This is a genomic window from Micromonospora sp. L32 (assembly GCF_052068055.1).
Taxonomy (GTDB): domain Bacteria; phylum Actinomycetota; class Actinomycetes; order Mycobacteriales; family Micromonosporaceae; genus Micromonospora; species Micromonospora purpureochromogenes.
In genome coordinates, this window is record NZ_JBQHDD010000014.1 from 33,051 (window position 1) to 51,349 (window position 18,299).

17 protein-coding genes are annotated in these 18,299 nt (G+C 67.8%); 14 read left to right on the top strand and 3 right to left on the bottom strand.

Features of this window, described 5'->3' with window-relative positions; genetic code table 11:
* Positions 1-272: 272 nt before the first annotated feature.
* The 3 genes from ACTMTB_RS28575 to ACTMTB_RS28585 are packed head-to-tail and all read left to right on the top strand — an operon-like array spanning position 273 to position 3,255.
* Entirely contained in the window at positions 273-1,841 is a 1,569-nt protein-coding gene (locus ACTMTB_RS28575; protein ID WP_441149273.1) for a replication initiator, read from the top strand.
* Entirely contained in the window at positions 1,838-2,035 is a 198-nt protein-coding gene (locus tag ACTMTB_RS28580; protein ID WP_346117437.1) for an excisionase family DNA-binding protein, read from the top strand. The genes ACTMTB_RS28575 and ACTMTB_RS28580 overlap by 4 nt, the downstream gene beginning before the upstream one ends.
* Complete coding sequence (locus tag ACTMTB_RS28585; protein WP_441149274.1) at positions 2,035-3,255, top strand: tyrosine-type recombinase/integrase; 1,221 nt, start codon at positions 2,035-2,037, stop codon at positions 3,253-3,255. The genes ACTMTB_RS28580 and ACTMTB_RS28585 overlap by 1 nt, the downstream gene beginning before the upstream one ends.
* A gap of 22 nt (positions 3,256-3,277) precedes the next feature.
* Here ACTMTB_RS28585 and ACTMTB_RS28590 read toward each other — a convergent pair whose 3' ends face one another.
* Positions 3,278-4,441, bottom strand: coding sequence for a hypothetical protein (locus ACTMTB_RS28590; RefSeq protein ID WP_441149275.1), 1,164 nt, complete (start codon positions 4,439-4,441; stop codon positions 3,278-3,280).
* 1,009 nt (positions 4,442-5,450) lie between these two features.
* Between ACTMTB_RS28590 and ACTMTB_RS28595 the strand changes: the two genes are divergently transcribed.
* Entirely contained in the window at positions 5,451-7,898 is a 2,448-nt protein-coding gene (locus ACTMTB_RS28595) for a hypothetical protein (RefSeq protein ID WP_441149276.1), read from the top strand.
* Between the two features lie 875 nt (positions 7,899-8,773).
* Here the strand turns inward: ACTMTB_RS28595 and ACTMTB_RS28600 are convergent.
* The gene (locus tag ACTMTB_RS28600) at positions 8,774-10,282 is read right to left on the bottom strand and encodes a peptide deformylase (protein WP_441149277.1); all 1,509 of its coding nucleotides are present in this window, start codon (positions 10,280-10,282) and stop codon (positions 8,774-8,776) included.
* 116 nt (positions 10,283-10,398) lie between these two features.
* Complete coding sequence (locus ACTMTB_RS28605; protein WP_441149278.1) at positions 10,399-10,764, bottom strand: GntR family transcriptional regulator; 366 nt, start codon at positions 10,762-10,764, stop codon at positions 10,399-10,401.
* Positions 10,765-10,908: 144 nt separating this feature from the next.
* Between ACTMTB_RS28605 and ACTMTB_RS28610 the strand changes: the two genes are divergently transcribed.
* From ACTMTB_RS28610 to ACTMTB_RS28655, 10 genes are all read left to right on the top strand, one after another.
* On the top strand, positions 10,909-11,307 hold the full coding sequence (locus ACTMTB_RS28610) for a transcriptional regulator (RefSeq protein ID WP_441149279.1): 399 nt from the start codon (positions 10,909-10,911) through the stop codon (positions 11,305-11,307).
* Between the two features lie 93 nt (positions 11,308-11,400).
* Positions 11,401-11,565: a hypothetical protein gene (locus tag ACTMTB_RS28615; protein ID WP_441149280.1), complete on the top strand. Its 165-nt coding sequence runs from the start codon at positions 11,401-11,403 to the stop codon at positions 11,563-11,565.
* On the top strand, positions 11,565-13,211 hold the full coding sequence (locus ACTMTB_RS28620) for an FtsK/SpoIIIE domain-containing protein (RefSeq protein ID WP_441149281.1): 1,647 nt from the start codon (positions 11,565-11,567) through the stop codon (positions 13,209-13,211). Before ACTMTB_RS28615 ends, ACTMTB_RS28620 begins: the two co-directional genes overlap by 1 nt.
* A complete protein-coding gene (locus tag ACTMTB_RS28625) occupies positions 13,208-13,516 on the top strand; it encodes a spread protein (RefSeq protein ID WP_441149282.1) in 309 nt (102 codons plus the stop codon). The genes ACTMTB_RS28620 and ACTMTB_RS28625 overlap by 4 nt, the downstream gene beginning before the upstream one ends.
* A 32-nt stretch (positions 13,517-13,548) precedes the next feature.
* Entirely contained in the window at positions 13,549-13,737 is a 189-nt protein-coding gene (locus ACTMTB_RS28630; RefSeq protein WP_441149283.1) for a hypothetical protein, read from the top strand.
* On the top strand, positions 13,734-14,354 hold the full coding sequence (locus tag ACTMTB_RS28635; RefSeq protein WP_441149284.1) for a hypothetical protein: 621 nt from the start codon (positions 13,734-13,736) through the stop codon (positions 14,352-14,354). Before ACTMTB_RS28630 ends, ACTMTB_RS28635 begins: the two co-directional genes overlap by 4 nt.
* Positions 14,351-14,791 carry a hypothetical protein gene (locus ACTMTB_RS28640; RefSeq protein WP_441149285.1) on the top strand — a complete coding sequence of 147 codons (441 nt, stop codon included), beginning with the start codon at positions 14,351-14,353 and terminating at the stop codon, positions 14,789-14,791. The genes ACTMTB_RS28635 and ACTMTB_RS28640 overlap by 4 nt, the downstream gene beginning before the upstream one ends.
* A gap of 226 nt (positions 14,792-15,017) precedes the next feature.
* The gene (locus tag ACTMTB_RS28645; RefSeq protein ID WP_441149286.1) at positions 15,018-16,754 is read left to right on the top strand and encodes a replication initiator; all 1,737 of its coding nucleotides are present in this window, start codon (positions 15,018-15,020) and stop codon (positions 16,752-16,754) included.
* Between the two features lie 11 nt (positions 16,755-16,765).
* Entirely contained in the window at positions 16,766-17,041 is a 276-nt protein-coding gene (locus tag ACTMTB_RS28650; RefSeq protein WP_441149287.1) for a helix-turn-helix domain-containing protein, read from the top strand.
* Complete coding sequence (locus ACTMTB_RS28655; protein ID WP_441149288.1) at positions 17,041-18,258, top strand: tyrosine-type recombinase/integrase; 1,218 nt, start codon at positions 17,041-17,043, stop codon at positions 18,256-18,258. The genes ACTMTB_RS28650 and ACTMTB_RS28655 overlap by 1 nt, the downstream gene beginning before the upstream one ends.
* The last annotated feature ends 41 nt before the right edge of the window (positions 18,259-18,299 follow it).

Consider the following 18,299-nt stretch of genomic DNA (forward strand, 5'->3'; position numbering starts at 1 on the left):
GATTCGCTTACCTCCACGGGTCGGGCAGCCTGCGGCACCCCGCCGGCTGCCGACATCCCAGGCTCCCCACCCGTGCCGGCTCTACTCATCAGGTCCACGAGCGCGAAAGGACACGACCGATCGGCGGGAAGTGGCACCACCACGATTCCGCCCTCCGGCGTCAGCCGCCCTTCCGGCGGTGCCAGGAGACACGACGAACACCACCAGCGGACAGACGTCCACGGCTGGTGGTGCTTCGTCTCCCGTCCCTGCCACCTGTTGAGGAGGAAGCCATGTCCACCCCGCTCGACCTGTACCGGCCCGCCGTCGCCGCCGGCCGTGACGCCCAAGCCCTGCACCGCGCCGCCATGCCGGAGTTCTCCGGCTGGTTGGAGCACACCGCCCCAGCCGGCGGCTGCTCCCGCCCGATCCGTCTCGCTGGCACCATCGCTGCTGTCGACCGCGACAGCGGCAGGATCCTGGACGAGCAGCACACGGACGAGTTGCCCGACCAGGCGCTCTACAAGGCCTGCGGCAACCGCCGCGAATCGCACTGCCCCGACTGCGCCTGGGTCTACGCCGGAGACGCCTACCAAGTGGTGCGCTGCGGCCTGACCGGCGGCAAGGGCGTCCCCGCCTCGGTCGGCCGGCACCCGGTCGTCTTCGCCACCTTCACCGCCCCCTCCTTCGGCGCGGTCCACCGCCGACACGTCCCGCACCACACCTGCGCCACCCGGCAGCGCTGCGGCTGCCGCCCCGCGCCCTGCCACGCTCGCCGCGAGGTCGGGAGCTGCCCGCACGGGCAGCCCGCGGTGTGCTTTGCCCGCCACGACGCCGACGATCCGCGGCTCGGGCAGCCGTTGTGCCTGGACTGCTACGACCACGCCCACCAGGTCGTCTGGAACTACTTCGCCAGCGAGCTGTGGCGGCGTACCAAGCAGGCCATCGAACGCCACCTCGCCGCCCTCTGCCGCCGACGCGGCATACCCCTCGTCCGGGTCGTCACCGGCTCCGGCAAGGTCCGCTGGGTGCCGCCGGTTCGGGTGTCCCACGGCAAGGTCGCCGAGATGCAGCGCCGTGCCGCCGTCCACTTCCACGTCCTGCTGCGCCTCGACGGCATCGATCCCGACGACCCGGACGCCCTCGTGCCGCCGCCCGCCGGCATCACCATCGACGACCTGGAGGAAGCGGTCGATGTCGCTGCCTCCCGGATCACCGTCAGCGCGCCCTCACACCCCGACCGGCCGCAGGGCTGGGTGGTCGCCTGGGGTGAGCAGGTCGACGTCCGACGCATCAACACTGCCAGCGGCGAGCTGACCGATGGCAAGGTGGCCGCCTACCTCGCCAAGTACGCCACCAAAGCGACCGAAGCCACCGGCCACTCCTTCACCCGACTCACGCCCACCACCATCTACGACTACGCCGACCCCGAAGGCCACCACCTCGCCCGCCTCATCGACGCCTGCTGGCGACTCGGCCGCCCCACCCACGACCCCACGACCAGCGGCGCCGCAACCGCCGACGGCCGTCAAGGCAGCCTTGACACCAAATCCAATGCCTACGCCGGGCTCCGCCGCTGGGCCCACATGCTCGGCTTCGGCGGCCACTTCCTCACCAAGGCCCGCCGCTACTCCGTCACCTTCGGCCTGCTCCGCGACACCCGCGCCACCTACCGCCGCACCGAGGACGACGGCCCCGCCGACACGATCACCGTCGGCACCCTCACCTACATCGGGGCCGGCTGGCTCACCGAAGGCGACGCCTTGCTCGCCAACACCGCCGCCCGGCAGCGACGAGAGCGCAGACGCATCGGCCGCGAAGAACTCGCCCACGAAGCCTGGCTCACCGGAGCCGCCGCATGAGCCCAGACCTCACCCCACGCTGGTACTCCCCCGCCGAGGTCGCCGTCCTGCTCGGCTTCGGCATCTCCAAGGTCAAGATGAAGATCGCCACCGGCGAACTGCGCTCCATCAAGGACGGCAAGTACCGCCGCATCCTCCCCGAATGGGTCGACGACTACATCCGCGAACAGGTCGAACGCCAGGAGGCCGCCTGATGCCCGGACGCACACGAGCCAACGGCGAAGGCTCCATCTTCCCCTACCGCAACGGCTTCGCCGCCTACGTCTGGGTCACCAAGCCCGACGGCAAACGCAACCGCAAGTACGTCTACGGCAAGACCCGCGAGGCCGTCCACGACAAGTGGATCAAGCTGCACCAGCAGGCGAAACAGGGACCGGTGGCGACCAACGTCCCGACGGTCGGCAGTTTCCTCACCTGGTGGCTGACCGAGATCATCCAGCCCAACCGGGCACCCCTGACCTACGCCACCTATGAGACGTTCGTCCGCCGCTACATCTCCCCCGGCCTCGGGGCCAAGCGGCTCGACCGGCTCCAGTCGCGGGACGTGCAGACGTGGATCAACCAGGTTGCCCGGACCTGCCAGTGCTGCGCCCAGGGCAAGGACGCCTCCCGTCGCGAGGACAAGCGGCGCTGCTGCGCGGTCGGCCGCTGCTGCCAGGCCGTCCCGTCGACGCGCACGGTCAGCGACATCCGGGCCGCGCTGCGGGCCGCCCTCACCCACGCCCAGGCCGAAGACCTCATCTCCAAGAACCCGGCGGCGTCGGTCACGCTGGCCACGGTTCGCCGCCGCCGGGGCAAGTCGTGGTCAGGTGACGAGGCCCGCAAGTTCCTGGAGTCCGCCCGCGCCGACGAGGATCCGCTCTACGCCGCCTACGCCTTGGTCCTCGTCACCGGCCTACGCAAGGGAGAGGCGCTCGGGCTCACCTGGGCTGACGTCGACCTCGACGCCGGAGAGCTGACCGTCGGCCGCCAACTGCAACGCGTGCGCGGGCAGCTCCTGCACCGCGACACCAAGACTCAGGCGTCCGACGCCACCCTCCCTCTGCCCGACATCTGTCTGACAGCGCTCAAGCTGCGGTGTGAACAACGCGACGAGGCGCGAGCAGCCGCCGGCAAGGCATGGCACGACACCGACCTCGTATTCGCCACCCGCTATGGCACGCCCATCGAACCGCGCAACTTGCAACGCTCCTGGCAGGCCAGGTGCGAAAAGGCGAAGGTCACGCCGATCACCGTCCACGACGCGCGGCGTACCTGCGCCACACTCCTCGCCGACCTCGACGTCCACCCCAGGGTCGCCATGCAGGTCCTCCGCCACGCCCGCTTCTCCGTGACGATGGAGATCTACACGCACGTATCGTCCAAGGCCACGCGCGAAGCGCTCAAGCGCCTCGGGGATGTCCTCGACGGGTGATGCTGCCAACCGTTCGCTACGGTCAGGTCGCGCTGTGAGGCTGTCCGGCGCACCAGGTCGCGAGAGCTTCCTCTGTATAGGGGAGATTGCACTCTCCGATGGCTCGCGGCATCATCGCGCCCTGCCTCAGCAGACTGGCACCAATGACGACCCGAACAACCTCCTGCTGCAAAGGTGAGAGATCATCGAATGCGGTGCCGTCCCGAAGCGGACCGCCGGGAAAGGCCAGGCCGAGCAATAGCCGCAGTGCCAGGAAGTCATGCCGGTGCGGGTCTGGAACCCGCATCCGCTCCAGCAGCAGTCCAGCGAGCTGTGGCACCGAGTTCGCGGTGAGACCGCCGAGGGCCGAGGCGACGGCATTGGCCATCGCGCCGGCCTGCGACTCCCAATCCTGAACCGGCTCCATCAGGCAGTCGCTGAGTTCGGCCAGAAGCGCCGTGTCGGGTGCCGGGAGGATCCGCACCAGTCCGATCAGCGCCGCCCGGTGGAGAAGCCGGTCGGAGTTGCCACGCCATTGGCGTACCGCATCCACGATGGCGCCGTCGGAGGGTTGGCCGGCGAGTCCGGCCGCGATGCACATCTCCGTGGCTACGGCAGGGTCCGTCTCTACTGAAAGCCGTTGGGCCAGAACGGGTGACATGGTTGCCCACTCCTGCGGGAAGGCGGCGAGCAGGTACGCCATCCCGAGACGAAGGTGCGGGTCGGGATCCTGTAGGACCTGCAGGTACGTGGGGACACCAGCCCGCACCGCCTCATACGCTGCGGCGTGGCACGCATTGGTGACCGAGGGCTGGTACCCCCCATGCCTGCGCCACTCCGGCGACCTGGACAACCACCAGTCCGAGCGCTGCGATGCGAGTTCGCCCAGAGTCGCAACGTCGGACGCCGGCCTCGGCGATTCGTACAGCTCGACGCAATCCAGAATCGTCCGCAGGAGGCGGTAGGCCACCAGCCGATCCGATGCCTCCTCGTCGGCAAGCAGATCGATCAGATACGGCACTGCGGCGGCAGCCGGCTCCTCCACCAAGCCTTGATGCTGGAGATGGTCTTCGAGCTGCTCCTCCGCCTCGCCCCGCGCGGCCGGGTCGTGAAATCGAAGCGTCTGCAACAGCCTTGGCACGTCCGTGGCCGGTCCGTACGGACCTTGCAGCGATTCCCAGTCGACGGCGCGCAGGTAGTCATTCACGGCCGGCAAAGTAGCATCGCGGACTGACGCCCGGGATCGATCACCGTCAGCCGTGTCAACCCGCGTGCCCGCGACCGGTTGGGTCGCCACTCCCCGCTGACCGTTGCTGTACTTAGCTGCTGTACGACAGCAGAAAGGCCACCTCCCGAAGCCGGGAAGTGGCCTTTGACCTGCGTGGGCGATACTGGGATCGAACCAGTGACCTCTTCGGTGTGAATGTCGACTTCGCCTGCGGTCGTGCTTCAGCCGATGCCGTCCGGTCTCGTCGCGGGTGTCACGGCCACCGTCGGAGGTCACCCATTGCTATATGACGCCAAGCCTCTTGCTGACTTATTGCTGACGCAGCGGTCCGGGCCGTTCCGGGCTTCGGCCGTTCCAGCCCGATCCGGCGGTCCACGAGCTTCGAGAGGAACCTGGCAAGAACCCGATCTTGCCTCGCGGAACTCGCTGCCCCACGTCAGCCTCGTGGCCGCCCGCGCGTTAGGAGCGCTCCCCTCTCGACCACGTCAAGCTCTCTGGCCTTGCCCTGGGCCTGCTGGCCTACCGTGCCGCTTGGCGCTCGTCCTGCGCTTGGTTGGCGTCGCGCTGGCTCGGCTCTCGGCTGGGGTCTTCGTCCCGAGGCACGTGAGGCGCACCGCCTGCCAACCGCTGCCAACCGGCGCCGTTGAGGCTGGCCGCCGCATCGTCCGCCCTCACGTTGTACAAGCTGATGACGGTCACGTCGATGCCTTCTCCCTGCTTCGATCACCTGCGGCGGACCCAGAAGAACGGCAGCGGCTGACGACAGAAGTCGCGGAACTCGGCGACAACCTGGAAGCCCAAGATCAGAGAACAACCGGCCGGGCCCACCCGCATGCTGTGGCCGCACCCGTCCAAGATCCAAGTCAACGAGGCCCTCGATGACAAAGATCGGCCAACCAACGGTTGGGTATCCCGATATGTCTACGTGGACATATCGCAACACCAATCATCTATACCGCGCGCGCCCTCCTCCGTCTATTATGGTTAGATGCCTGAGCCGAAGACTGCAGACGAACTCGCCGAGATGTATCCCGGAGAAGATTTCAGAGAATCCCTTGCAGATCTGCTCGACGTTCAACTGATCCTGGTTGAATGCAAAATTCGCCGGACCTACCGGGTCTCAAAGGAGATGCATGAAACGCTGCACTTGACTGAGACTGGCGAGCAGATGGCGCAGGCTTTTCGGAGCAAGGGGGTTAGATACCCCGAGTCTCGCTTCATGTGCCTCCTTAACATGCTCAGCAATGAACTGCTTGTTGATCCGGTCCAGACCGATACGCAAGCACTGATAGAGATTGTCAGCGAGCAAATCAGAGACACAACAATCAGGTTTCCCTTCACGTACGGCCGGCTGCTCTATGACAGACTTCTAAGTTTCCCCTTCGGAGAGAGTCGAACGCTGCTAAGTAGCAAGGAGACCTTTGAAGTTCTGGAGGGAACGCCGCAGGGCGTATTTCAAGTTGGTCGGTTGGTAACGGGACCCTTCGGGCTTCTTCAGACACCCCATCGGCGGTCCATTGCTCCAGTCGACGAAATACCGTTCCACTGCTCGGACATTAAGTGCAACGTTGAACACACGCGGACGTTCTCCACGGACGAGAATGCACCGATAAATGAGGCGCGCGACCAAGCGGAGAAGATCCTCCTGAAAGAGGGTCAAGCCAGTGATTGGAATGGCTATTTGCGGCGCTTCAATATCACCGCTTCGTCAGGGCCCTGGAATGACCTAAAGGGCGATCCAGTCGCGTACCTGCTGGGCGATGCGCTAACCCTAGACGAAATGAGAGCCCTCACGGCCTGGCTCCTAGACAAGACGAAGAATCAGGTGCGGGAGGTCGCCGCGAGGGTAGGGATTCGTCCCGGTCCTGCCCCGACTATGGTCTCTGCGCTTGGTCCTGCCCAACTTTTGCATCTAATGCTGATGGCTTCGGATCAGGCCATCGCCAATGGCTTGGATACGCTTGTTGGCGATGGAACAATTCTCGTTCCCCTAGGTCAGGTTCGGAAACCAGTAATAAATGCGACGGCCGGCTCAGGCTGGTATGACCTTCAGCCCGAGCTTGGTCGGTTTGGTGTTCGCTTGTCATCGTCTGAGTTCTCTCTCGCACCACTGAGATTGCGACGATTGGTTAGCCAAATGTATCGGCTTGACCAAGAGAGCGACCGAGATGAGCTGGAGTGGCAGCTAAGAGGTGAAGAAGCCCCAACCGTTGAAGCGAGGATAGAACAATATCTACAGCGGCGCAGTCCCAGAGAGGCGGTAAAGTCACTTCTCCTGGCACGGAAAAGCAACTTCATTGTTGCCGCATCGAAGCTTGCACTTCCTGAGCAAGTTCTAGTCAGCGATGAGGACCGGGTGAATGCCGTTCTCTGGAAGCTAGGGTTTCCTGTGGAGGACTTGCTTGACCCGCATCGAGACTTCTGGACTCTCCATGAAAAGATGGGTCAGGTGACCCGGCAGAGCCCGATCAATCCAAGCGCTACTGATGCTGAAAACATTCGGCGATATGCAGCTAGCTTCTTCGTCAAGCTTGAAGACCTCCTCAAAGATGCCTTGTTGTACACGACATGGGCCCTTACCCACGACCACTTCGCGAGTACCAGACCCTTCGTATACCGGCCCGGAGTGGGTGAACAGCTCGGCCCTAGCGAGGCTGAGGCGCTCGAACGTCTCAGGTCCGCCGGGGCTGAATCAGGGGGCGAGGAGAAGGAACACGATCTTTCCTTCGAGGGGAAGCTCACTCTCTACACGGTCTCGCGCGGTTTTCAAATCCTGGCCGACCTGCTCGCTTCGGCCGAAGCGAAGGCGAAAGAATACCTCCGGCCAGCAACAGACTTGCCACGGTGGCTGAAGCAGCAGGATCTTCAGGAATTCGTCTTCCTTCACACCATTCCATTCCTTGATTTGCTGCCAGAAAGTCGCCAAGTAATCGTCAGGCAGTTGCGGAACATCAGCAGGGTCCTTGTCAGCGCGGAAGTCAGTGACGCGCGAAATGACTGGTTCCATGCTCGGCGGAGCCCAGTCGACATTGAAAGACTCCGCCGAAGTCTGGAGGCAGTCAGGGATGCCGTGCTACTCATTCAGGACGGCGGCTATAGTCGACAAGTTTACCGCCGCGTTCGCAACGAGACGGACGAGGCGAATAGGGCGACCTATGTTTTGGCGGACGCTACCGGACAGGAGATTGTGTTCTTTAGGCCCTCCCGCTTCGCGTGGATCGGCCTGCCCTCTCTGCACTCGTCTCAACACGTCATGCTGTCGGCTCGCTTTGCTGAGCCCACGGAAGTTCTGAGATTCAAGTACGAAATTGAGTCGCCCTACACCAAAATGTGGCAAGACTATCCGGTTCGCCTGCCGTCGGCGGCGGCCGTCGCTGCTTCAATCCGGCCGAACATGCCGAGTCAGCGCCGGGACCTTGGACATGTCAGCACGTGAGTTCGTTTGATTTAAGCTCAGCGGCACAAGCCACTTGAGGTTCCATCCCGTCTGCCGCCGACCCACACACCGTGGAGCGGGCCAGGGCCAGGGGGACAAGGTGGAGCGCCCTACCGGACGTACGACCTTGTCGCCCTGGCCCTGGTCTGCTCGGCTTGCCTGGGTCGGCGGCTGGTGGGATGGCATCCCACCCCCACCACCCACGACCGGAAGCCTTCGGCAACTCCATCCTGGAGTCGTCTGGCCCCCGCCGGAGGCAGTTCTAACCCCCAACCCCGGCCCACCCTCCGCCCCCTCCTCACCTTCACCTCTTCCCCCACCTCGGACCCGTGACCGGCCGACGGATTTCGTTCGGCAACTCACCCGACCGAACCGCAGACCGGGCCGCGGTGAGACGTCACGAGACGGGAAGAGACGGAAGGGAGACGTTGTCGTCCTGGTCCCGGTCATCTCCGGGACTCGTCACCGGGGCACTCTGCTGGCCAGGGGTGACGCGCGGGGCGGGGCGTGGGTTTCGGTCCGGCTGACTTTCCGCCCCGGCGCTGTGGCGCCGGGGCGGCGGCTCCGAAGGAGCCGCTTGCCGCGCCCCGGCCCGCGCCGCGCGGAGCGCCTTGATCTAGTACAGGCCAATTCGGCAACAGATCACAGGCAGCTCCGAGCCGACCGCGGCCAGCACGACAACAACCTGCCGCCCGACAACTTCCGTCCGCAGCGACCACGCAAGCCTGGCACCGCATCGGCGCACGCTCGGCACAAGGTGGCTGACCGATCCGCAAGCCCGATACGGCGTCCTTCCATTGCCCGGGCGCGTCTTTGGCCTGCGCGCTCTACGCCGCTTCGACCGCCGACTCCAACCTCTCCCCCGGCCCTCGCCCTTACTGGGACCAGGGCTTACCGGTGCCCTTGTACTGCGACACGGGGATGGGAGACACGCCGTCGCGCATCTTGGCGCGGTAGAGGATGCCGTACACGTGGTCGATCTCGTGCTGAACCAACCGGGCGACTCCCCCGGTGAAGGCGGTGATCCGAGTGGTGCCGTCGATGTCCTGGTGCTCGACCTCGATGCCGTGGGGCCTGGGCACCATTCCTCGGACGTCGAAGAAGCTCAGGCATCCCTCGTACTGCTCGTCCGTGTCGGCGGTCTCTGCGATCACCCTGGCGTTGAGCAGCGTGATGATCTGACCGTCGGGGGTCCGCACGAGACTGGCGTTTCGGCTGATGCCAATCTGCGGCGCAGCGATGCCCATGCCCTTGGCGAACTCGTGCACCTGCGCGGCCTGCTCCATCATTGTGGACAACTGCGCGATGACCCGCCGGGCATCCTCCGACTCGGCGGGTAGGTCGAAACGGCGGGCCTCGGTGGTGAGGATGGGGTCGCCCTCCTGCACGATCCCGACCCGCTGCATCTGATCGCTCGGAGTGAGCGTGTCCACCTGGTCCTCCTTCGCGGTTGCTGCCTTGAAACGCCACGCAATGCGGAACCGCGTGTGCAGAGGCGGCTCGGTCGTTGCCCAGGTGAACGTGACGTTCTCCCCGTCGCTCTCCCTCGTGATCGGCGTACGGAAGGCGGACGGCTCAGCGGTCATCGACGTTTCCGTACCCCACACGACAGGGTCGAGGGCTGCCGGAAGGGTCAGAGACAGGCTCAGCCGTCGAGTGGGCAGTCGGATGGCGCGCTGCCACCACGGGCCCCACTTGTGCGCCGAGACGGTGTAGACGTACTCGATCCATCGTTCCTCGCCCGGATACAGGGGGAAGCGACCGTCCTGGTTCTCGAACTGCAACCAGACCTCTTTGAAGGCGTCCCGATCATGCATGATCGTCCAGGCCATCGACTCGCCGGCGCACCGCGCGGTCAGGTTGACCTCCGCCCAGGTGAGCGGGTCGTTTCGGTACAGGTGGTTCGACCGCTCTGGGTCCCCGGGATGGCGATCAACAGCGATGCGTACCAGGTACCGGGTGACCGGCTCGCTGCCGACGTTGCGCAGCAACCGCCTCACTCGTGTGCGATACACGCCGTCAGCCAGGGTGAGTTCGGCGTGCTCGTGCTCCACGACCAAGGCGGTGCCCGGCGCAGTCTGGGGATCGGGCACAACCGCCTCGGGTCGGCGCTGGGTGGGCGTCGGGTGAGCCTGCGTCGTGGCGTGTAGCTCGCGCCAGCGTCGGATGAGCGCCTGCCCCGCCTTCAATCCCCGGTCGGCGCTCTCCGCGAAGTCCCGGCTCGGAACGATAGTGCCGCTCTCGACTTTGCTGACGTACGACGGGGTGTAGCCGACCAGTCCCGCGAGAGCCTTCTGCGAATAGCCGGCGACCTCGCGCCAGTGGCGCAGTTCCGCGACGAACGCGGCGTGCTCCTCCGACAGCTGCTCCCGGTCCTGATTCACCGACGGTCCTCCGTAGCGCTGTGAATGGAATGAACGGCGGTTGATCGCTGGTCACCCTGTCGGCAACCGGTTCTCACCGGCTGTCATGGCTACATGCCAAAGACAGCAAGCGATGCTCAACGCTTGGTACGGCGAGAGCCCTCCAACGCAGCAACCCGGGCCTGTAGGTCCGCCAGGTCCGCGCTCTGCTTTTCGACAACGTCCGCAAGCTCAGCCAGGCGACTGGACACGTCTGGCGCCGACCGCCGCTGGTCCGCGACGAAGACTCCCCGCCCCTGCCAGGACTCAACCAGCCCCTCATCGCGGAGCAAGCCGATCGCATTGGTGACGGTCATCAGCGCGACCCCGTACTGCTTCGCCAGCTCCCGGCCGGACGGCAGCTTCGCGCCCGGCTCGTACTCGCCGTTCTGCACCGCGCGCCGCAGGTCATCCGCGATCTGCACGTACGGAGGCCGCGGGTCGTTCGGGTTCACCTGTCCCACGCGGACAGCTTACCCAGAGCGACCTAGAACTCCCGCAAGGTCGATCAATGGTTGAGCCTAGACTGATCTAGGTCGCCCTAGTACAGTCATCACCAGTTCAGACGGTCACCGCCGTCGAAGACACATCAACAACAGGAGGTAGCGATGGCCCTCAGGGGTGGTACGCGGTTCACGGTTCCGTTCGAGGCGGTGTTCCCGCACGGGTGCGTGTACGTGCCGGACTCGATCGCGGAGGCGCAGGACTTCAATGAGGCGACCCGGCAGCGGACGCCGTCGAAGGACAAGCTGACGGGTCAGCGGGTGTGGCAGTGCCGGGTAATGGACATGGACCCGGAGCTCGGATCGCGGTCGCGTGAGGTGTCGATCAAGATCCTGTCAGACGTGCAGCCGGTACCGCCGGTGGGTCCGTTCCAGCCGGTGGAGTTCGAGGGCTTGAACGTAACCCCGTACGTGGGCAGCAACGGCCGGCTGGCGTACTCGTTCCGGGCGTCCGGAATGGTCGCGCCGAAGACCCTGGCCGAGTCGCGGAAGGCGGCTGCCTGATCTCACGTGGTGCGCGGGGCGGCCCATGCCCTAGGAAGCCGGCCGCCCCGCTGCCCGATCCAAATCCTCTCGGCCTGGAAGGGCAGGTCCATCATGTCAACTGTTCTGGACTGGACGCGCGGTGGTGGTGCCGGCGAGTCCGTTCCCTGCGTGATCTGCGGGAAGCCGGCGATCTGCCGCAGTCCCGCCGGTAAGCCGGTGCACAAGGTCTGCGCCGAGGCGTGGACCGAGCAGCACTCCCGCAAGGCGGTGGCGTGATGCGCGCCCCGCGGGTGAACTTCCGCCGGTTCCAGGTCACCGCCCCTTGGCCGCTGGTCTGGACGTTCACCGCGGTGTTCCTGCTGGCTCGCCTCGCGGTTCTGGTGGCCCGGCTGAGTGTCGCTGCGGTGCGGCACTGGCGGGCCTGGCCTGTCGTCGCCCTGGTCCTGCTCGCCGTCGACGCCTACCGGGATCACGGCTGGTGGGCTCACCTCCTGGTCCTCATCGTCGCCGCTGTCTCGGGCGGTGTCTGGTGGTGGCGGGGACGCGAGTCGTTCCACCGCCTGGTCGTCCTGCGCGCCGTCTCCTGCTGGCGACGGCTGTGGGTGTATCGACGTCAGTGGCACGAGGTCATGAGCCTGTGCGGGCTGGTGAAGAAGTACGACGGCGGGGAGAAGGTCCCCACGCTGCTGTCGGTGCGCTGTACCTACGCCACCGACGAGCTGGTCCTTCGGATGCCTCGCGGGCAGAACCCAGAGGTCTATCACAAGGCCGCGCGGGACCTGGCCTACTCGTTCGGCACCCGCCACTGCCGCGTCTTCTCTGGTCGCCGCCAGGCACCCCCGTTGCGCTCGGGTCGCCTCGCGTGGCTGCTGCGACTGGTCGACCGGGTCCGCTTCCGTGACCGCCCGCGTCACGTCTGGCTGGTGTTCATTCGCCGCGACCCGCTGACCCGGATCGTCGCTCCGCTGCCTGTGCCGACCCGGCCGGACTTCGCCGCACTGCCGCTGGGGCTGCGGGAGGACTTGGCCGTGTACTGCCTGCGCCTCCTGGCTACTCACGTGCTGATCGGTGGGGCCACGCGGATGGGCAAGGGCTCGGTGATCTGGTCGCTCATCCGCTCCCTCGCCGCCGGCATCCGCTCCGGCCTGGTGCGGGTCTGGGCCATCGACCCCAAGGGCGGCATGGAACTGGCCATCGGCCGGTCGCTGTTTTCCCGCTACGTCGATGACGACTGGTCGCGCATGGCTGACCTCCTGGACGATGCCGTCGCCCGGATGCGGGCCCGTCAGCAGATCCTGCGAGGCAAGGCCCGAGTGCACACGCCAACGGTGGATGAGCCGCTGATCGTCGTCGTCATCGACGAGATCGCCGCCCTGCTGGCCTACCTGCCCGACAACGAGATCCGCAATCGCATCGCACAGTCCCTCGGGCTGCTGCTGTCCCAGGGTGCCGGGCTCGGCGTCCTGGTGGTCGCCGCCACCCAGGACCCCCGCAAGGAAGTCGTCTCCGTCCGCGACCTGTTCCCCACCCGCATCGCCCTCGGCCTGACCGAACGGGGCCACGTCGACCTGCTCCTCGGTGACGGCGCCCGCGACCGGGGAGCACTGGCCGATCAGATCCCCTTGTCGGGCAAGGGCGTCGCCTACGTCCTGTTGGACGGGCAGCCCGAGCCGGCGCGGGTGCGCTTCTCCTTCATCTCCGACGACCTGATTCGCGAGATGGCCGCGACGTTCCCCGCCCCGGCCGACACGCAGCCCGAACCGGTCGTGGTGCCGGCTCAACACAAGCCCGCCCGGACCAGCGGCGACGGCCGGCACACCTACCGACCCACCCCGTCGAAGCGCGCCGCGCCGTTGCTGCCGCCGTCGCTGCTCAACGCCCTGAACCTCGACACCACCCCGGACGGAGGTGACCCCCGATGACCGCCCACGAGCTGCCCGAGTCGGCCCCGGTCCCGATGCCCTACGCCGACCAGCCCGACGACACCCCCGAACCCCGCCAGTTCTACCGGCTGCGCGCCCCGCACGTCGACAAGGCATCCGTCCCGGTCACCGTCCGGGTCACCCCCGACGCCGACCTCTACGTCGCCGTCGGCGCGGGCCGCCGCCGCATGTACCTCACGCCCTCGGAGGCGTGGGCGCTGTGGCGCTGCCTCTCCGAAGCCGTCGCCTCCACCGGTGAGCCGCCGGAGTGGATTCGCGTGCACATCACTCCCACCACCCGCTGACGCTGCCCCGACCCGCAACGAGGAGTCCCGTGATGGCTGCCCGTCGACTCACCCTGCGCCCGATCCGCCGCATCTGCCTCGACCTTGACCACACCGACCCCGACCAGACCTGCCCCTACTGCGCCCCCGACGCCAACGTCGACGCCATCCTCGACGCCGCCCTCATCCGCCACGCCCAGCTCGCCGCCGACGACGCCGAGATGTGGGGGTGGGCCGCATGAGCCGCCTCCGCAACGGTGACCGATGGGAGGCGGTCGCCCTGGTCGTCATCCTCCTGGCCGTCGGCGGGATGGCCGGTGCCGCGTCGTTCACCCACGTCAAGGACTGGACGATGGTCCACGCCCCGGCCGGGACCGGGGAGTGGTTCGGCTGGTCCAACGCGGTCATCTCTGAACTGACCCCCGCCGCGGCACTGTTGGTGATTCGGCGCCGCCGCCGCCGTGACCCGCATGCCCCGGTGCTCTACCCGCTGTCGATCCTCGTCGCGGCGGTGGCGCTGTCGCTGGCCGCCCAGATCGCGGTAGCCAACGACAGCTTTTCCTCCCGGCTGCTGTCCTCGGTGCCCGCGCTGGCGTTCCTAGCCCTCTCCAAGCTCGTCCTCACCGGCGGCCCCGCCCCGGTAAAGCCAGCCCCGGCCCCGGTCGCTGAGCCCGTCGACCTGGACCCGGCCGACCTGCCCACCGATCCGGCCCCGGTCCAGGCCCCGCCCGCCACGGTCTACATCCCCCCGACCCTGGCACCGGTCTCGACGCCGGCTCCGGTGCGCTCGGCGCTCATCTCGTCCGCCGTTCAGACCCCCCGCAATGGTCAGGTTCTCGCCTCGGAGGTGATCCGATGACCCGCACCAAGCTCGCCCGCCAAACCCCCAGCCGCCACCGCTTGAACGTCCTGGCCCGCCGGGTCGTCGGCACCCCCGCCGAGGTCGCCGCGACCGTCGCCCTGGTCCGCGACTCCGGCCGACTGCTGTCGATGACCCACCCTCGCCAGATCCCCGGCACCGACCGCGTGACGGTCACCGTCCGGTTCCTCGACACCTCCGCCCCGGCCCCGGCTCCGGTACGGCGGCTCCGTCGCGGCCACGTCATCGCCGTCGCCACCGTTCCGGCCGTAGTTGCTGTAGCCGCGGTGGGCTACCTCGCCGTGCAACTGGTCGACGCGGTCCGCTCGGCCGCCCCGCTCATCGCCGGGGTGGTCCTGGTCCTCGTCGTCCTCGCCCTGCTGCTTCGAGGCAAGGGCGGGTGCACGGGGCTGCACTGCTCGGGCTGCAACCACTGACCGCCGCCATGCCAACCGGTCGGCCCGCCTACTGCGCCCGATGCCGTGGGTGGGCCACCGCCCTCATCGAAGCCGGCCGTCCCGGCACCGGCCGCTACCGCGCCGAGGTCGCCTGTCCACGACATGAAGCCGCGGCGCACCGCTGGGCCAGCCGCGTCGGCCCGTCCCGCTCCACCCCGCTCGCCCCGACCCAACCCGCGCTGTTCGACCTTCCGGAGGTGACCCGTTGACCGCACCCACCTTGCCCGGCCTCACCCCCGACACCGCCCCGCCCGTCGTCGTCCCGGGCACCGTCGATGCGCCGGCGGCTGGCTCTCGCGCTGCCCGCATGGCGCTGCCCATGTCCCGCCAGGTGCTGAAGGAGATGGCCGCCGAGTACGGCGTCTGCCTGCGCCCGGTCACCCTGCGCCGCACCGACCTGCACACCGGCCAGACCGAGGTCATCGACCTGCCCTGCGGGTCGACCCGGGAAGACAAATGCCCGCCCTGCGCCCAGCGTGCTCGGCGGCTTCGGCAGACGCAGATCCGCGAGGGCTGGCACCGCACCGACGAACCCGCCCCCGGCCCCAACCCGGCCACCGACGCGCAACGAGAGCTGATCCTGCTACGGGCGCACCTGGAATTCGCCCGCGACGACGCCCAACGCGCCGCCCAGTTCGACCAGCTCCCCGCCATCGACCAAGCCATCACCGAAGTCGAAGAAGCCATCGCCGCCGAGGGCCTGCGCGGTCAGGTCGCCCCACCCCATGACTACGGGGAGGAAGGCGAGCACGGCGGGCGCCGCAAGCGGTCCACCCGCCGCCGCCAGGACGCCCCGGACCTGCCCCGCAAGAAAGTCGAGCCGCGCACCCTCGGGAAGGTCTACACCGCGCCGGACGGCACCGAGCACCGGCCGTCCATGTGGCTGTCGCTCACCCTCGACTCCTACGGCCGGGTCCTGCCCGACGGCACCCCCGTCGACCCCGACACCTACGACTACCGCCGGGCCGCCTGGGACGCGGTGCACTTCGCCCGGCTGCTCGACCGGTTCTGGCAGAACCTGCGCCGCTGCGTCGGCTGGAACGTCCAGTACGCCGGCTGCGTCGAGCCCCAACGCCGCCTCGCCCCACACGCACACTTCGCCATCCGCGGCACCATCCCCCGAGCAGTGCTGCGCCAGGTCGCCGCCGCCACCTACCACCAAGTCTGGTGGCCCCCCGCCGACGAACCCGTCTACACCCTCGACCGGCCCCCGGTCTGGGACGGCGACCGCGCCGAGTGGGTCGACCCCGACACCCGCGAACCGCTGACTTCGTGGCCTGACGCCCTGGACCTCATCGACACCGACCCCGACGCGCAGCCCGCGCACGTCGTCCGCTTCGGCACCCAGGTCCACGCCGAAGGCGTCACCCCCGGCACCGTCCACGCCAACCGGACCATCGGCTACATCACGAAGTACATCACCAAGAGCGCGGCCGACTGCCACAAGACGGAGACCGACCGGCAGCGCGACCACCTCGACCGGCTCTGGCAACAGCTCCGGGTCACGCCGTGCAACGAGCGGTGCGCCAACTGGTTGCTCTACGGCGTCCAGCCGAAGAAGGCCCACGGGCGCCTGCAAGCAGGGCGCTGCAAGGGCAAGGTCCACCAACGCGCCACCCTCGGCATCGGCGGCCGACGCATCCTCGTCTCCCGCGACTGGTCCGGCAAAACCCTCGCCGACCACCGCGCCGACGCCCGCGCCTGGGTCCGCAACCTCCTCGGCGTCACCACCGGCGCCGACGACACCGACCCCGTCGACCAGGACGCCGCGCCCACCTACGCCTGGGAACTCGCGCGCCCAGACGACCCCGACATCCCACCCCTGCAACACCGACTCCTACGGGCGCTGTCCCAACGCGCCCAGTGGAAGGCCGCGATCCTCGCCGCGAGAGACCGCGCTGCCACCACCGTCCACAGCACCGTCGACCGCCCCACGTCCTGACCGGAGGAACCATGGAACGCGCCACCATCCCCACCGCCACTCGCCCGCCCACCGGTCCCGACCTGTCCGGCCGGCTCCTGCGCAGCGGCGACAGCCGGGCCGTCTACTCCGTCCGCGAGGTCGCCCGGCTGCTCTCCCTCTCTCTGGGCAGTACCTACGCCCTGGTCCGCGAGGGCGAGATACCCGCCCGCAAGCTCGGCGGACGGTGGGTCATCCCCAAGAAGCGATTTCACGACTGGCTCAATGAGGCCACCGACCAGGCCGACGGCCCGGAGAGCTGGGCCTGATGGGACACATCGTCAAGACGCCTGCGGGCACCTTCCGCGCCAACTGGCGTGACGCGAGCGGCCGGCAGAAGGCCAAGACCTTCCCGACTCGACGGCAGGCGGCGGCCTTCCTGGCCGAGACGGAAACCGCCATCGCCCGTGGCGGGTACGTCGACCCGCACGCCGGCCGCCTGCTGTTCGGGAAGTACGCGGAACGGTGGCGCGAGTCCCGCAACGACGAGCTGACCACAAGGGCGCGGGACGCCTCGATCCTGCGAACCCACGTCCTGCCGCGCTGGTCGGACGTGCCCCTGTCCCGCATCGATCACCTCGCCGTTCAGCACTGGGTGACGGACCTCGGCACCCGCCGATCCCCTGCCACCGTGGCCGAGTGCTACCGGCTGCTGTCAGCCGTCCTCCGCGCCGCGGTTCGTGATCGGCTCATCGGCGCCGATCCGTGCGAGGGCGTCAAGGTGCCGTCACGGCGGAAGAAGGACACCGACGGGCACGTGCTGACCCGCGCGGATTTGGTTGCTCGGCTCCTGCCAGCCGTCCCCGACCGATATCGGGCGCTGGTCGCCCTGGCCGGCGGCACCGGGCTGCGGTGGGGTGAGTGCACCGGGCTCCGCTGGGAGTCGCTCGACCTGGCCGCGAAGACGGTCGAGGTGGTCCGGGTCGCCGTCGAGGTGGCCGGCACAGTGACGATCAAGCCGTATCCGAAGTCGCGGGCTGGCCGGCGTACCGTCCCGGTGGCGGACTTCGCCGTCGACCTGCTGGCCGCTTATCATGAGGCGTTCCCGCCCGGTCCTCGCGGTGAGGTGTTCACCAACTCGTCCGCTGGTCCGCTGCGTCGAACCCTGTTCCGGGCTCGCGTCTGGCGGCCATCGCTCGTCCGCGCCGGGCTGCTCGGAGACGTGAGCCGCCTGGGCCACTTCAAGTGGCGCGCAGCCTGGGTCGATCTGGAAGGCGTCAAGCGCACCGCGGAGTTCACCACCGAACGGGACGCGGTCGCGCACGTGGCGAAGAAGGCGCCGGGCGGACTTCGCTTCCATGACCTGCGGCACTCGTACGCGACGGAGCTGGTGTCGCGCGGAGTCCCGGTCAACGACGTCCAGGCGGTGATGGGCCACGAGAAGCCGTCAACGACTTTGAACCTTTACACCCATCGGTCGGACGGGCGGGATCAACGCATCCGCGACGCGTTCGCTGACGATCCGCTGACGCCCAACGACAACTGACGATGGAATCAGCAAGAGCCACCCTCTTCCGAGGGTGGCTC